The following is a 13189-nucleotide window of genomic DNA, read 5'->3' as shown; positions in this document are numbered from 1 at the left end:
GCAGCTGACAGATACTAATCGATCGAGGACTTAACCTATTTTAAGAAGTACTACTTGATGTACACAATGTCTTTTATTCAGTTTTGAGTGAACAATTCAAAAGTTTTTCAAAAAACGTTTGACAAATCCGCTCAGTTTGGTATAATAATGATGGCTTTGAAAACAGTTCAGTGACGATGGCGAAGAGGTCACACCCGTTCCCATACCGAACACGGAAGTTAAGCTCTTCAGCGCTGATGGTAGTAGGGGGCTTCCCCCTGTGAGAGTAAGACGTCGCTGGTCTGTGAAAAACGCTGTAAACCTTGTGCCACATACCAATTATAATTATTCCGCAGTAGCTCAGTGGTAGAGCAATCGGCTGTTAACCGATCGGTCGTAAGTTCGAATCTTACCTGCGGAGCCAAAATTGGAGAGCTGTCCGAGTGGCCGAAGGAGCACGATTGGAAATCGTGTAGGCGGTTTGCGCTGCCTCAAGGGTTCAAATCCCTTGCTCTCCGCCAGTTTTCATACTTATACTTTATATGGCCCCTTGGTCAAGCGGTTAAGACACCGCCCTTTCACGGCGGTAACACGGGTTCGAATCCCGTAGGGGTCACCATTTCAAACATTGTATCTCCGATGAAATTGGGAGAAGCGAGCAGAACTAGGAAGCAATTGAGAGAAAGAAGGAGCGTACAATAGTACGTGACTGATTTACCCAGGAGGATTAGCTCAGCTGGGAGAGCACCTGCCTTACAAGCAGGGGGTCGGCGGTTCGAGCCCGTCATCCTCCACCATTTAATTTATAGTATTATCGCGGGGTGGAGCAGTGGTAGCTCGTTGGGCTCATAACCCAAAGGTCGCAGGTTCAAATCCTGCCCCCGCAACCAAGGTCCCGTGGTGTAGCGGTTAACATGCCTGCCTGTCACGCAGGAGATCGCGGGTTCGATTCCCGTCGGGACCGCCATTATCTTTTACATAGCTTTGTCTTAAGTTGTGATCTTAAACATAGCAAATGTGGCTCAGTAGCTCAGTCGGTAGAGCAAAGGACTGAAAATCCTTGTGTCGGCGGTTCGATTCCGTCCTGAGCCACCATTTATTATTAATATGCCGGTGTAGCTCAATTGGTAGAGCAACTGACTTGTAATCAGTAGGTTGAGGGTTCAAGTCCTTTCGCCGGCATCCTTACTGGTGGGGTAGCGAAGTGGCTAAACGCGGCGGACTGTAAATCCGCTCCCTCCGGGTTCGGCGGTTCGAATCCGTCCCCCACCACCATTTAGGGGCATAGTTCAACGGTAGAATAGAGGTCTCCAAAACCTTTGGTGTGGGTTCGATTCCTACTGCCCCTGTATTTTTGAAATTATTTTATGGCGGTCGTGGCGAAGTGGTTAACGCATCGGATTGTGGTTCCGACACTCGGGGGTTCGATTCCCCTCGTCCGCCCCATGCATAATTCCATCATTGTTGTACTATAATAAATACTATCATGGCGGTCGTGGCGAAGTGGTTAACGCATCGGATTGTGGTTCCGACATTCGGGGGTTCGATTCCCCTCGTCCGCCCCATTAGTGGGGTATAGCCAAGCGGTAAGGCAACGGACTTTGACTCCGTCATTCGTTGGTTCGAATCCAGCTACCCCAGTTGGTTTCGCGGAAGTAGTTCAGTGGTAGAATACGACCTTGCCAAGGTCGGGGTCGCGGGTTCGAATCCCGTCTTCCGCTCCACTATGTTGGCGGCATAGCCAAGCGGTAAGGCACGGGTCTGCAACACCCTTACCACCGGTTCGATTCCGGTTGCCGCCTCCAAATTTTATAATATTACTTATCATGCCCGAGTGGTGGAATGGCAGACACGTCGCACTCAAAATGCGATGCCGCGAGGCGTGCCGGTTCAAGTCCGGCCTCGGGTATCACCAAAAGAACACAGCCTTTGCTGTGTTCTTTTTTTGTTTTTAAAAATTAAAATTAGCTAAAAGATGTAAGACTAGCAAAGGGATGCATCAAAGTGTTTTCAAACTGAATCAAACATAAACAACAAACAATTCCATTCTAGAACGCACCAATACAGCCAGAGACAGCAACTTGACTGGCAAGAATAAACATAGGAATTTTCCGCACAAAAAAGAGGCGCCCAAAAAGTCAAATGAAAATGACTTCTCAGACAGCCTCCATAGAGGAGAAACATGAATTTGTTTAGATGCTATTTGTAAGGGTTCATTGCCGTTGCCATGGATGGTTATGGGTTATAGGTCAAAGTGTGAAAGGAAATGGGTCATCGGTTTAGACTAGTAAAGTTGTGTTTCTGTTTCTCGCTCCATGCTCCGGAAAAGAGTCTCACCTTTCCGAAGGTCAGAAATAATTAGAACCATCAAATTCTAGGTTAATCGTATAATTTTTTGTGTTGATTCGGTTAGAGAGCTGGTGTGCTGTCTTTTCTGCCAGCTGTGCTTTTTGCCGATAAACTTCTGGGTCAAATAAAGCTACACGATAGACGGTAGTAGTTTCTGCATACCCATATTGGAGCTCCTCTTTATTTGCCAATGATAATTCTTTATAAAAGGTTGCTTTTGCTCGTAGTTGGATTGCTAATTCAATTGCTTCTACCAAGGTGATCTGCTGTCCCTCGAAGTCTACGGAATGTGTACTGTTTGCCTTGTAGATAAGGAAGTCGAGCGTACGCTGATCTTTTCTTACTTGCTCCATTTCGTTTTCAACGTCATTTAAGGTTCGAGGAACAGGTGGTGGCGCAGTGCCTTTTTCCACAGTAATAAAAGCTACCCGGCGCGCTTCTGTTTCCAGTTCACGCAGTTGTTTGGATAGAATGCTCTTTAGTTTTATACCTTCTGCTAATGTGATGCTCATTATTTCACCCCGTTATCTATGTCGCAGGAGGAATTCTGCGCATTTAACACTGTACTAAAGTGATTCCCTCCATTTATACTGGTAAACATTTTTGCGCATGCTTCAGTAAGTTGTATAGCTTCTGTGCTATCTAATGAAGGACGAATAAAAAGCAGCTGCAGTATATTTATCGTTTCTTCTGTGACGGCAGTGCGAATAGAATCGACGTGAGGGCTGCCAAAAGGGCTGTAGTCGTCGGTTAAAAGAAGAAGTTTGTCAAAGGTGTTGAAATGGTTGTTCAAGCCTTCATAGCCATCCTCGGCAGTTCCAAGTGCCAACTGAATGTTTCCAGCTATCTTGTCTGAGTCGTAAATGACAGTAGGTATTTCATATTGCAATGAAAAGAATGTATTCAAATCTTCCGCGCTATGAAATGAGGGAGTATATTTTCTTGCCCTAATTTTTCTCATAAGCACTTCCATTGCCGAAGGATTGGTCAATGGATCAGAACCAAGTGTTCTCCAAATAGATTGCCATTCTGCCAAGCCCGGAAATTCGATTAACTCTTTATCGAGCAGTTCAAAATAGAGTTGTTCTTGAAATAATTGCAAACGACCTTTTAGCATCTGAGGTGATGCGGAGACAATTGTTTTGGTATAATGAATTATGCCTAATTTAAAATCAGGAATTTTAGTGAATATAGAAGGATGGATAGTAAGTTGCATCAGAATCACCCACATGTAATTTTACTCCATCTTATCATAAGGGAGGCGGGGAATGGTGAATGTCGCTCAGTTGCAGCAAGAGATACGTGAGTTTGCGGCGTCCATTGGAATAGACAAAATAGGTTTTACGACAGCTGCCCCGTTTGTGAAATTAAAAGATCGTCTGAAACAGCAACAAGAGCTAAACTATCAGTCGGGCTTTGAAGAGCCGGATGTGGAGAAACGTACGAAGCCATTTTTATTGCTGGAGGGTGCGGAGAGTATTATCTCGATAGCTGTCGCCTATCCTTCGAAAATGGCTGACAGTCCTCGTGGTAAGAAAGGCGAGCGACGGGGGATGTTTTGCAGGGCTTCTTGGGGCGAGGATTACCATACGGTGTTGCGGGATAAACTTGCGCAGTTGGAGCTATTCATCCTTACGAAGGTACCGGATGCCAGACTCCGTTCGATGGTCGATACGGGAGAGTTAGTGGATCGCGCAGTAGCGGAACGAGCAGGCATTGGCTGGTCGGCGAAAAATTGTTCCATCATTACGCCGGAGTTTGGGTCGTATGTCTATCTAGGTGAGATGATTACGAACTTGCCGTTTGCGCCTGACAGGGCTATGGAAGATCAGTGTCTGGATTGCACATTATGTTTGGATGCATGTCCTACAGGCGCGCTTATTCAGCCGGGTCAATTAAATGCTCAGCGTTGTATTGCTTTTTTGACACAGACGAAGCAGCCAGTGCCTGAAGAGTTCAGACAGAAGATAGGAAATCGTTTATATGGCTGTGATACGTGCCAAACGGTTTGTCCGAAGAATAAAGGGATGAATCATACGCATCAACCAGCCTTTACACCCGAGCCTGAACGTGTAAAACCTCTGTTATTGTCGCTCTTGTCATTGTCTAATCGGCAGTTTAAAGAGCAGTATGGACATATGTCGGGGTCATGGCGAGGCAAAAATCCAATTCAACGCAATGCGCTTATCGCATTAGCCCACTTTAAAGATGAGTCGGCTATTCCCGAACTGGGGAGATTAGTGAGAGAAGATGCTCGTCCAATGATCAGGGGGACAGCTGTTTGGGCACTCGGACGAATTGGTACCGAGCCGGCTGAAGAGATATTGCAAAAAGTATCACAAATTGAACAAGACGAAGCAGTTATAGCAGAAATTAACAAAGCGATGAAACAGTTATCTAGTAACCAAAAGAAAGAAGTGTAAGAAATGACAATTCACGTAGCTTTATTCGAACCACAAATTCCAGCAAACACGGGAAATATCGCACGTACTTGCGCCGGGACAGATACAGCCCTCCATTTAATTCGCCCTTTAGGTTTTTCGACGGAAGATAAAATGCTGAAGCGAGCGGGCTTGGATTATTGGGAGCATGTGGACATTACGTATCATGATGGAATTCAAGAATTTTTGGATGCATATCCAGAAGGAGAATTTTATTTCATTACGAAATTCGGAGAGACGAGCTATGATTCATTCGATTACTCGGATTCGGAGAAGGATGTATTCTTTGTCTTTGGTAAGGAAACGACAGGGTTGCCGAAAGAGATTATTGCGAAACATAAAGAAACTTGTTTACGCATCCCGATGAACGACGAACATATCCGTTCATTGAACCTATCCAACACGGCAGCAATTTTAATCTATGAAGCCTTGAGACAACAGAAGTTTGCTCATTTAACGTAAAAAAAGGGGACGGGCATATTGCCCGTCCCTTTTTATATACTTATCGTTTTGGTTGACCTGGCTTGTCTTCGTATCCACCTGTAAAGATGGCAGATAAAAACGCGAAACAGACAGCTGCAATTAATAATAGTCTCATGGTTTGTACCTCCTGTAAAATCAGTAGTCCTTCAATCAGTATACCGTAAAAGCAGAAAAAATGAAATGTTCTTCGTTATACTTTGTGACAGGTTCTCAACAATTATTAATGCGGCAGAAATATTAGCTGATAGGCGAACAAAACAGCGAAAATATAAAGCAGCAAGGGAACTTGTCTACCTTGTCCTTTTGTCAATTTCAATAATGGATACGTAATGAAACCTAACGCAATCCCTGTAGCGATACTGGATGTCAGAGGCATCGTCAAGATTACAAGGAACGCAGGAAATGCTTCATCAAATGAATCCCAGTCGATGTGTTTGACGGCACTGATCATCAAGCTTCCTACAATAATCAGGGCAGGGGCAGTGATGGCCGCGACGCCAGATACAGCACTGACGACAGGACTGAAGAACGCTGCCAATATAAATAGGAAGGCTACGGTCAACGTCGTCAACCCTGTACGGCCTCCTACGGCGACGCCGGAGGACGATTCTACGTAAGCTGACGTTGGACTCGTTCCAACCATTGCGCCGACTGAGGCGGCCAGTGAATCGGCAAGAAGCGCATGACGTGCACGCGGTAAAGATTTACCCTTCATCAAACCTGCCTGCTTGGCAACACCAATCATCGTTCCCGTTGTATCGAACAACGTAACGAGCAGGAAAGCGAAGACGACACCGTATAGTCCGTGTGAGATGACATCACCCATCGCTTGTATTGGGTTCCAGACGAGAATGCCTTCAGGCAGATGTGGCATTTTCATGAAACCTTCGAACTTTAATTGTTTCGTAAAGACGGCGACGATGCCAGTTGTAAACATTCCAATGAAAATCGCTCCGTAGACATTTAAGTTCATTAAGATAATTGTAACGATCAATCCAAAGAGTGTCAGAAGTACACCTGGAGAAGTCAGGTTTCCAAGTTGTACAATATTGGATTCATGCGGCGCGACCAACCCGGATAAACGCAGTCCTAAAAATGCGATGAACAGGCCGATGCCCGCCGTAATTCCATGTTTTAAATTCTCAGGAATAGATTCGATCAGCTTTTCCCGGAACGAAGTCATCGATAGTAAAAAGAAGATGAGACCCGCGATAAAGACGGCGGAAAAAGCAGTCAGATAATCGAGTTGACCATCAGAGCCGATGACCACAGAAGCAAAATAGGCGTTCAATCCCATCCCCGGAGCAATCGCTATCGGATAATTGGCGAACAAAGCCATCCATACTGTACCGATCACAGTAGCGATGATGGTTGCCAGAAATACTTGATCGAAAGGAACACCCGCATCTGCAAGGATGATCGGGTTGACGATGACAATATAAACCATGGTCAAAAATGTAGTCATTCCTGCCAATAATTCAGTTTTAACGGTTGTATTATTCTTTTTTAATTGAAACATTATACATTCTCCCCTTAAATGACGAACAAAAGTAAAGACCATAGACCATATTATTCGTTTTAGCGACAGAAATCAACCCACTATATTGAAAAAGTTATTCGTAAATCAGTAAAAAAAACTGTACAATTGAACCAAGAGTAACCGAGGGAGGAATTTTCATGTCGACTATTTTTGAACATATGGTTTTATTGAGTAACGGCGTACAAATGCCGCAATTTGGTTTAGGTACGTATAAAATGACAGATTCAGAGGAAACAATGCAGGCAGTTGAGGAAGCGGTTTCATTAGGTTATCGTGCGATTGATACGGCTTCTATTTATCAGAACGAGAGGGAAGTGGGCGAAGCGATTCGGAATTCCGCTGTGCCGCGTGAAGACTTGTTCGTTACATCGAAAGTGTGGAACGATGAACAAGGGTATGATGAAACGTTGCGCGCATTTGAGCGTTCTTTGACTGCACTGGATATGAATTACTTGGACTTATATTTGACACATTGGCCGGTTAGCGACAGCTATGTAGATACCTACCGTGCCATTGAGCGTTTATATGATGAGAAATTAATCCGTGCAACAGGGGTTTCGAATCATCATGAACATCATTTGAAAGAAATTTTTGCGGTCGCAAACATTCGGCCTATGGTTAACCAAGTGGAATTGCATCCGATATTAACACAAGAACCACTTCGTCAATTTTGCAATGAACATCAAATCGCTGTCACTTCTTGGAGTCCGCTTGCTAGAGGCAGATTGCTGCAGGACCCAACATTATCGGCGATTGCTGCGCAACAAGGCAAAACTGTCGCACAAGTGATCATTCGGTGGCACATTCAGCATGGCTTGATCGTAATCCCTAAATCGGTGACTGTAGAACGTATTAAAGAAAATAGTGAAGTAGCCGATTTTGAACTGACTAGCGAAGAAATGGCGATAATCGATGCAATGAACCGCGATGAAAGAACGGGAACGGATCCGGCCACATATTAATTGAACTGTATATGTTGAATTAAAGTTTTACATGAGTTCGTGCAGAAATGGACACTCAGTTGATTGGAGTGGAAGGCGGCGACTCCCGCGCCCCGCGGAAAGCGTCCGCCTGGAGCGGAAATCAACGGGTTCTACGTTTTGCTTTGAGTGTATGTTATTTATTTCAGTTTATATATAGAAAATGGGGGAAATAAGATGGCGCTATTTCGACGAAAACCAGAACAACGCGTGGTCATTCAGGAAGATAATTTGAATCCTGTATCTGTTACAGATGATTTGCAAACCGAACAACACGAGCGCTATAAACAAGTAGAGACGGAATTGACTGCTGCAGTAGAGCAACATGAAAAAGTAAATGCCCAGCATAACGTATTAGGCGAAGCGGTTTCAGAAATAGAAAGCAGCTTTCATGTAATTCAAGATCTTAGCGAACAAACGACAGATGCTTCCAAGCAATTATATGACAATGGACGTTCATTGGAAGAGAAATCGATTTACATGGTAAAAGAGGCAGAGAACGGAGCCGAGGACGTTCGTTTAACGGCGCAAGTAATGAATGATTTAGGAAAGCATATGGAGATGTCGGAAGAAAGTATGACACAATTGAGTGATCGTTCTGTGGAAATTCAGTCGATTGTCGGCGTCATTGAGAATATTGCAGCCCAAACGAATTTATTGGCGCTTAATGCATCGATTGAAGCGGCGCGTGCGGGGGAATATGGAAAAGGGTTCTCTGTTGTTGCGCAGGAAGTGAGAAAACTTGCGGAAAGTACATCCAACAGCACAAAGGATATTCAGTCATTAACAAACTCCTTGAAAGATGAAATTCAGCAAGCATTGGAAGCTACCAAGAAAAGCTCAGTATTGATTGAGCAAGGGGTGGCGGTGAGTTTGCAGACTGCCTCAAAAATCGATCACATCTTGGAGACGGTTCAAGGAAGTCAAATCGATATCTCCTCAATTGAAAAAATGATTGCCGAGCAAAATAAATTATCAGCCCAAATGCAAGCAGAGCTCCAAAAGGCCAATTTGCTATTTACTTCTGCACATGAACTCATTGTGGAACATATTGAAGACGCGAAAGAAGTCGATAAGCGCCTGGAGAACGGAATACATCAATTATTAGTGAAATAGGAAAACCGCGAGAAAGCATGAATGCTTTCTCGCGGATTTTTGTTTTATTCTGTTTCCAATACGATAGATTCCATCGTAATCGGATGTTCAAAAGCAATTTTTGACGCGGTCAATTTATAGGGACCTCTCGCAATCGTTTCACTGCCGTATAATTGATCACCGATGACCGGGTGACCTAAGTGGGCGAAGTGGACACGAATCTGATGTGTGCGTCCGGTTTCCAGCTGAGCTTCAACAAGCGTGCTGTCAGGTCTGCGTTCCAGCACTTGGAAATGAGTTACCGCAGATTGTCCTGAAGGAGATACTCTGCGTCTCGTAGCATGGTAACGATCTTTACCAATCGGCATATTGATCGTACCGCGCGGCTTTCTTAGCAGACCTTCCAGTTCTGCCGTATAGAAGCGGTCGATTCGATTCTGTTCCAACATTCGATCCAGCATCGTTTTGGCAATTGGATGCTTGGCGATTAGCAAAAGTCCTGCTGTGTGCTGATCGAGACGATGGATATGTTCTGCATAGCTGCCGCCTTTTGCATCGATATAACCCATTACTTCATTAATCAGCGTGCCTGTGCCAGGTGCGTGTTCGGGATGAACTGCGATTCCGGCTGGTTTATGGACTGCAAGCAGATGCTCGTCTTCCCAAATTACATTCAGCGAATCAAAAGGCTCCGGTTTATACGATGAATGGGCATCGGAAAAGCCGAAAATCAGTCGAGTGCCTTCAGGCAAAGGTTCTTTCCACTCAACAGGTTGACCGTCTGCATCGGTTACGCTTTTATCCATGCGCATTTGGTGAACCGTCTTTTTGCCGCCTTGCCATTGTTCCCTGAGCAGCTGTTCAACGGTTTCACCGGGCTTGCGAGTCGTATAATGAAAACTTGTCATCTATCTAGTCTCCTTAGTTGCTTTCGAATTCGTCGAAAAATGCCTTAATGTCTTCATCTGGATGTGCGCCGGACATTCTGCCTTGCTCTTTACCGTCTTTGTAGTGAACGAGTGTCGGCCAGCTTTCAATGCCATAACGACTTTCTGCCTGGTCACCAAATTCCTTCATATTATACTGATAAATATGCGCATCGTATTTGTCGGCAAGCGGCATTAAGCGCGGTGTCATTTCCCTACAATGCGGACAATCCGGACTGAAAAAATAGACCGTTGTCGGTTCTCCGCTTTCGATTTGCTTGTCAACCTCATCGGGAAGGGCGATACTTTGGTAGTTCTTATCCGATAATATATCGATGGTTGATTGATCCAAATCATTGGTTCCATACGGATTATCCGCTAATTTCTTTTTATTGGATTGGTTATTGAGCACAACGATCAGAACGAAGATTACAACAATAATGCCGCCAATAGCTAATAATTTTTTCATGTGTGTGTCACTCCTTTATTTGTTTCAACAATACGAGACTTGCGATGAAAATGATTGCGAAGGCTACGAGCGCCATCAACGGAATGGTTACAAAGCCAAAGTAATTGACGTATTGGCCTGTACACGAAACAGCGCCGCACGAAGGAGCGCTTTCCTGCAGAAAGGCAAGTTTTTGAATACCATAATGGTAAAGAGAGATGCAGCCTCCGATGAATGAAAAGGCAGCAGTCGTCCAAGCAATCTTACCATTTTTCTGAATCAATGCCACCAAACCGATCAGGACGATCGGATACATGAAAATACGCTGAACCCAACAAAGTGTACAAGGAATATATCCTTTTATCTCTGAATAGTACAGGGAACCTAGTGTAGCAGATAGGGCTACAGCCCAGATGAAAAGGAGCAGGTTTTCTTGTTTTTTTTGCATATGTAATCTCTCCAGTTCTAATGAATGCAGACATTCCTTCATGACAAAAGCCTTCCCAATGAGTGGGAAAGCTTTGAAATTACGGGCTCATACTTTCATTGGTTACATTATTCACTTCCGCTGGCTGCTTTTTTGCTTCTAAGTAGATGATATGGTGCCCATCCACTTCCTTTACGGTGAATTCATAACCCTGTTCTATGATTTTTTCACCTTGTACCGCTTCAAAGCGCTGGTCCATGAACCAACCGCCGATCGTATCGATATCTTCTTCCAAGATCTCGATATTGAGTGCATCATTGACATTTTCGATTAGCATTTTAGCATCCAAGATGTAATGATCTGGACCAATTTTCTGCAATTCGGGCAGTTCGTCCAAGTCGAATTCATCACGAATTTCCCCAACAATTTCTTCTAAAATATCCTCGATGGTTACAAGGCCGGACGTCCCGCCATATTCATCCAACAGAACAGCCATATGAATTCGCTCACGTTGAATTTTTAACAATAAGTCACCAATCGGCATCGTTTCGATCACCCGGATAATGGGCTGCATATAATTAACGACAGATTTGTCCCCATTGCTCGGATCCTTAATGTACGCTGTCAATAGATGCTTCATATTAATTAATCCGATGACGTGGTCTTTGTCCCCATCCGTAATTGGATAGCGTGTGTACTGCTCCACGTCCATCAATTCGAAGACTTCGGATAACGTCATCTCTTTTTCCACTGTCATCATTTCGGTACGCGGCAGCATGATTTCTTTGGCAATCCGATCATCAAACTCGAAAATACGATTGACGTATTTATATTCAGCTTGATTAATTTCCCCGCTTCGTAAACTATCCGATAAGATGATCCGCAGTTCTTCTTCTGTATGCGCCACATCCAATTCGGAAATGGATTTGAAGCCAAGCAATCTTGTGACTAGCCGCGCCGATCCGTTCATCCCTTTAATAATAGGGTACATCAATTTGTAAAATAAATTCAAAGGTCCGGATAGACTCATAGACAACTCTTCAGCTTTATGCAAAGCGATCGTCTTAGGAGCAAGCTCACCAATAACCACATGGAGATAGGTCACGATGGCTAAGGCCGTGGCGAAAGAAAGAATCGTTTCAACTTTTGTGTCTAGAGCAAGGTAATCAAAGACAGGAGCCAGCATTAACTTAACTGTTGGTTCCCCAAGCATACCCAGGCCAAGCGCAGTGATCGTAATCCCTAGCTGACAAGCGGATAAATATTCATCTAAGTTATCGGCAATTTTTTTCGCAAGGACCGCGCGTTTGTTTCCTTCCACGATCAGCTGATCGAGACGCGATGACCGGACCTTCACGATTGCAAATTCACACGCGACGAAGAAAGCGGTGAGTGCGATCAAGGCAGCAAATGCTGCCAATCGTATGGCAATGTCCAAATAATGGCTTTGTGCTTAACCCAAATGAGGGAAAAGAACAAAGCGTACACCTCCTGTAATGTAAAGTTAGTTATCTTTTATAATAATTTATTTATAGAGAAAACACAATTCCTGCCACTTACATATCGTGAAAAGATAGAGTATGGTGTGCTGAATGGGGACGGCTGTAGAAAAAAGGAACCTCCTAAGTAGGAAGGTTCCACATCATTATTCGCCGTATTTCGGCTGAGTTTCTTTAAAGGCATTCTGCTCATTCGGAACACGACTTTGATCTTCAAAAACATTTTCTGTTTTCTGGTCCTGTACGTGCAGACGCTCTTTTTCAAACTGTTGTTTACCTTTTGACTTATCTTTCCCCATAACAGCACCTCCTCTAAGAGAAGGATGGTCAGTTACAGGAAAAATCATTCATAGACGTGAAAAGTCATGAGATCATGCACCATTTTCAAAACTTCTGTCTCGTTCGGCGGCGTGTCATTCTTCCAATTAACCGATCCGTCTTTATGGTAATCACCCGCATATTGTTTGTTTTGATAATAAAAAGAAATTGTCCAACCTGGCAAATCCGATCCTTCAAACATTTTTTTATAACTAAAATGCTGCAGCATATTGATCAACTCTTTCTAAATTAGTGATATCCTTGCCGTTCCTTTCATAAACTGGCCAAAAGGGAAGGAAAGGATGAGTGCGTGTTTGTTAACCAACTAAAAAGCGCCATCGAAGACGAATACAAGTCCTACTTTTATTATAAGTCCATGTACCAGCTGACGAACGATCCATTATGGCAGGAGTTCATTCGACATGCGTATGAAGACGAGAAAAGTCACTACGAAATGTTTCAACAGCTCTATTATATGATGACGGGAAAATTCGTACCAAATCCGAAAAAGCTGGCACCGTGCACGAACTTGAAGGAATGCGCAAAAAATGCGCTGGTTGATGAACTTGATGCCGTCGAACAGTATAAAGAAATGCTTCTGACAGTTCCGTTTGATCAAGCCTATGACCCTGTATTCATCGCAATGCATGATGAGATGGAGCATGCTATTCGGATGTCTACGATCTTTAATGGAACGAAATGAA

The 13189-nt window shown here is 44.0% G+C and carries 14 protein-coding genes, 16 tRNA genes and 1 rRNA gene; 22 read left to right on the top strand and 9 right to left on the bottom strand.

Annotated features, from left to right (window positions below; translation table 11 throughout):
- Positions 1–166 precede the first annotated feature (166 nt).
- From rrf to H7J92_RS10490, 17 genes are all read left to right on the top strand, one after another.
- Positions 167–282, top strand: a 5S ribosomal RNA gene (rrf, locus tag H7J92_RS10570).
- Positions 283–328: 46 nt separating this feature from the next.
- A tRNA-Asn gene (locus H7J92_RS10565) sits at positions 329–403 on the top strand.
- A 5-nt stretch (positions 404–408) separates the two neighbouring features.
- Positions 409–500: transfer RNA gene (locus H7J92_RS10560), tRNA-Ser, on the top strand.
- A 23-nt stretch (positions 501–523) separates the two neighbouring features.
- Positions 524–598 (top strand) — tRNA-Glu (locus H7J92_RS10555).
- Between the two features lie 102 nt (positions 599–700).
- Positions 701–776, top strand: a tRNA-Val gene (locus tag H7J92_RS10550).
- Positions 777–794: 18 nt separating this feature from the next.
- Positions 795–869 (top strand) — tRNA-Met (locus tag H7J92_RS10545).
- 1 nt (position 870) lies between these two features.
- Positions 871–946 (top strand) — tRNA-Asp (locus H7J92_RS10540).
- Positions 947–998: 52 nt separating this feature from the next.
- Positions 999–1074: transfer RNA gene (locus H7J92_RS10535), tRNA-Phe, on the top strand.
- Positions 1075–1088: 14 nt separating this feature from the next.
- Positions 1089–1161: transfer RNA gene (locus tag H7J92_RS10530), tRNA-Thr, on the top strand.
- Between the two features lie 8 nt (positions 1162–1169).
- Positions 1170–1254, top strand: a tRNA-Tyr gene (locus H7J92_RS10525).
- A gap of 3 nt (positions 1255–1257) precedes the next feature.
- A tRNA-Trp gene (locus tag H7J92_RS10520) sits at positions 1258–1328 on the top strand.
- A 21-nt stretch (positions 1329–1349) separates the two neighbouring features.
- Positions 1350–1425, top strand: a tRNA-His gene (locus H7J92_RS10515).
- A gap of 43 nt (positions 1426–1468) precedes the next feature.
- Positions 1469–1544 (top strand) — tRNA-His (locus tag H7J92_RS10510).
- A 4-nt stretch (positions 1545–1548) separates the two neighbouring features.
- Positions 1549–1620: transfer RNA gene (locus H7J92_RS10505), tRNA-Gln, on the top strand.
- A gap of 8 nt (positions 1621–1628) precedes the next feature.
- Positions 1629–1703, top strand: a tRNA-Gly gene (locus H7J92_RS10500).
- Between the two features lie 7 nt (positions 1704–1710).
- A tRNA-Cys gene (locus tag H7J92_RS10495) sits at positions 1711–1784 on the top strand.
- 23 nt (positions 1785–1807) lie between these two features.
- A tRNA-Leu gene (locus tag H7J92_RS10490) sits at positions 1808–1888 on the top strand.
- 439 nt (positions 1889–2327) lie between these two features.
- Here the strand turns inward: H7J92_RS10490 and H7J92_RS10485 are convergent.
- Together H7J92_RS10485 and H7J92_RS10480 are read right to left on the bottom strand one after the other, a co-directional pair.
- Positions 2328–2840 (bottom strand): DIP1984 family protein, encoded by a 513-nt coding sequence (locus H7J92_RS10485; RefSeq protein ID WP_078817870.1) that lies wholly within the window; start codon positions 2838–2840, stop codon positions 2328–2330.
- Positions 2840–3559: a B3/B4 domain-containing protein gene (locus H7J92_RS10480; RefSeq protein WP_078817871.1), complete on the bottom strand. Its 720-nt coding sequence runs from the start codon at positions 3557–3559 to the stop codon at positions 2840–2842. Before H7J92_RS10480 ends, H7J92_RS10485 begins: the two co-directional genes overlap by 1 nt.
- A 37-nt stretch (positions 3560–3596) precedes the next feature.
- Here H7J92_RS10480 and queG point away from each other — a divergent pair, with 37 nt between their 5' ends.
- Positions 3597–4751, top strand: a complete 1155-nt coding sequence (gene queG / locus H7J92_RS10475) for a tRNA epoxyqueuosine(34) reductase QueG (RefSeq protein WP_246602801.1) — start codon at positions 3597–3599, stop codon at positions 4749–4751.
- Positions 4752–4754: 3 nt separating this feature from the next.
- Positions 4755–5231, top strand: a complete 477-nt coding sequence (trmL, locus tag H7J92_RS10470) for a tRNA (uridine(34)/cytosine(34)/5-carboxymethylaminomethyluridine(34)-2'-O)-methyltransferase TrmL (protein ID WP_009498319.1) — start codon at positions 4755–4757, stop codon at positions 5229–5231.
- A 241-nt stretch (positions 5232–5472) separates the two neighbouring features.
- On the opposite strand, the gene H7J92_RS10465 is transcribed toward trmL, so the two are convergent.
- Positions 5473–6771, bottom strand: coding sequence for an NCS2 family permease (locus H7J92_RS10465; RefSeq protein ID WP_040759548.1), 1299 nt, complete (start codon positions 6769–6771; stop codon positions 5473–5475).
- Positions 6772–6929: 158 nt separating this feature from the next.
- On the opposite strand from H7J92_RS10465, the gene H7J92_RS10460 reads away from it, so the two are divergent.
- Both H7J92_RS10460 and H7J92_RS17850 read left to right on the top strand, forming a co-directional pair.
- Positions 6930–7754: an aldo/keto reductase gene (locus H7J92_RS10460; RefSeq protein WP_221836888.1), complete on the top strand. Its 825-nt coding sequence runs from the start codon at positions 6930–6932 to the stop codon at positions 7752–7754.
- A 195-nt stretch (positions 7755–7949) separates the two neighbouring features.
- A complete protein-coding gene (locus H7J92_RS17850; RefSeq protein ID WP_078817872.1) occupies positions 7950–8888 on the top strand; it encodes a methyl-accepting chemotaxis protein in 939 nt (312 codons plus the stop codon).
- Positions 8889–8932: 44 nt separating this feature from the next.
- On the opposite strand, the gene H7J92_RS10450 is transcribed toward H7J92_RS17850, so the two are convergent.
- The 6 genes from H7J92_RS10450 to H7J92_RS10425 all read right to left on the bottom strand — a co-directional run bounded on the left by H7J92_RS10450 (position 8933) and on the right by H7J92_RS10425 (position 12714).
- Positions 8933–9775 (bottom strand): RluA family pseudouridine synthase, encoded by an 843-nt coding sequence (locus H7J92_RS10450; protein ID WP_221836885.1) that lies wholly within the window; start codon positions 9773–9775, stop codon positions 8933–8935.
- Between the two features lie 13 nt (positions 9776–9788).
- Complete coding sequence (locus H7J92_RS10445) at positions 9789–10262, bottom strand: thioredoxin family protein (RefSeq protein ID WP_009498314.1); 474 nt, start codon at positions 10260–10262, stop codon at positions 9789–9791.
- A gap of 7 nt (positions 10263–10269) precedes the next feature.
- Entirely contained in the window at positions 10270–10689 is a 420-nt protein-coding gene (locus H7J92_RS10440; protein WP_221836883.1) for a disulfide oxidoreductase, read from the bottom strand.
- A gap of 79 nt (positions 10690–10768) precedes the next feature.
- Positions 10769–12088, bottom strand: a complete 1320-nt coding sequence (locus H7J92_RS10435) for a hemolysin family protein (protein WP_050804702.1) — start codon at positions 12086–12088, stop codon at positions 10769–10771.
- 225 nt (positions 12089–12313) lie between these two features.
- The gene (locus H7J92_RS10430) at positions 12314–12466 is read right to left on the bottom strand and encodes a hypothetical protein (RefSeq protein ID WP_171805929.1); all 153 of its coding nucleotides are present in this window, start codon (positions 12464–12466) and stop codon (positions 12314–12316) included.
- A gap of 44 nt (positions 12467–12510) precedes the next feature.
- The gene (locus H7J92_RS10425) at positions 12511–12714 is read right to left on the bottom strand and encodes a YheE family protein (RefSeq protein ID WP_078817876.1); all 204 of its coding nucleotides are present in this window, start codon (positions 12712–12714) and stop codon (positions 12511–12513) included.
- An 81-nt stretch (positions 12715–12795) separates the two neighbouring features.
- Here H7J92_RS10425 and H7J92_RS10420 point away from each other — a divergent pair, with 81 nt between their 5' ends.
- Positions 12796–13188 carry a ferritin-like domain-containing protein gene (locus H7J92_RS10420; RefSeq protein WP_078817877.1) on the top strand — a complete coding sequence of 131 codons (393 nt, stop codon included), beginning with the start codon at positions 12796–12798 and terminating at the stop codon, positions 13186–13188.
- Position 13189 lies beyond the last annotated feature (1 nt).

The sequence above is a fragment of the Sporosarcina aquimarina genome, from assembly GCF_019748715.1.
GTDB classification, from domain to species: Bacteria; Bacillota; Bacilli; order Bacillales_A; family Planococcaceae; genus Sporosarcina; species Sporosarcina newyorkensis.
The sequence above is the reverse complement of the archived record's forward strand: the minus strand, read 5'-3'. Positions and strand labels throughout refer to the sequence as shown.

Bases quoted from the DNA above. Each gene is read 5' to 3' on its own strand.
- H7J92_RS10485 (WP_078817870.1), bottom strand. From the start codon at position 2,840: ATGAGCATCACATTAGCAGAAGGTATAAAACTAAAGAGCATTCTATCC.
- H7J92_RS10480 (WP_078817871.1), bottom strand. From the start codon at position 3,559: ATGTGGGTGATTCTGATGCAACTTACTATCCATCCTTCTATATTCACT.
- queG (WP_246602801.1), top strand. From the start codon at position 3,597: ATGGTGAATGTCGCTCAGTTGCAGCAAGAGATACGTGAGTTTGCGGCG.
- trmL (WP_009498319.1), top strand. From the start codon at position 4,755: ATGACAATTCACGTAGCTTTATTCGAACCACAAATTCCAGCAAACACG.
- H7J92_RS10465 (WP_040759548.1), bottom strand. From the start codon at position 6,771: ATGTTTCAATTAAAAAAGAATAATACAACCGTTAAAACTGAATTATTG.
- H7J92_RS10460 (WP_221836888.1), top strand. From the start codon at position 6,930: ATGTCGACTATTTTTGAACATATGGTTTTATTGAGTAACGGCGTACAA.
- H7J92_RS17850 (WP_078817872.1), top strand. From the start codon at position 7,950: ATGGCGCTATTTCGACGAAAACCAGAACAACGCGTGGTCATTCAGGAA.
- H7J92_RS10450 (WP_221836885.1), bottom strand. From the start codon at position 9,775: ATGACAAGTTTTCATTATACGACTCGCAAGCCCGGTGAAACCGTTGAA.
- H7J92_RS10445 (WP_009498314.1), bottom strand. From the start codon at position 10,262: ATGAAAAAATTATTAGCTATTGGCGGCATTATTGTTGTAATCTTCGTT.
- H7J92_RS10440 (WP_221836883.1), bottom strand. From the start codon at position 10,689: ATGCAAAAAAAACAAGAAAACCTGCTCCTTTTCATCTGGGCTGTAGCC.
- H7J92_RS10430 (WP_171805929.1), bottom strand. From the start codon at position 12,466: ATGGGGAAAGATAAGTCAAAAGGTAAACAACAGTTTGAAAAAGAGCGT.
- H7J92_RS10425 (WP_078817876.1), bottom strand. From the start codon at position 12,714: ATGCTGCAGCATTTTAGTTATAAAAAAATGTTTGAAGGATCGGATTTG.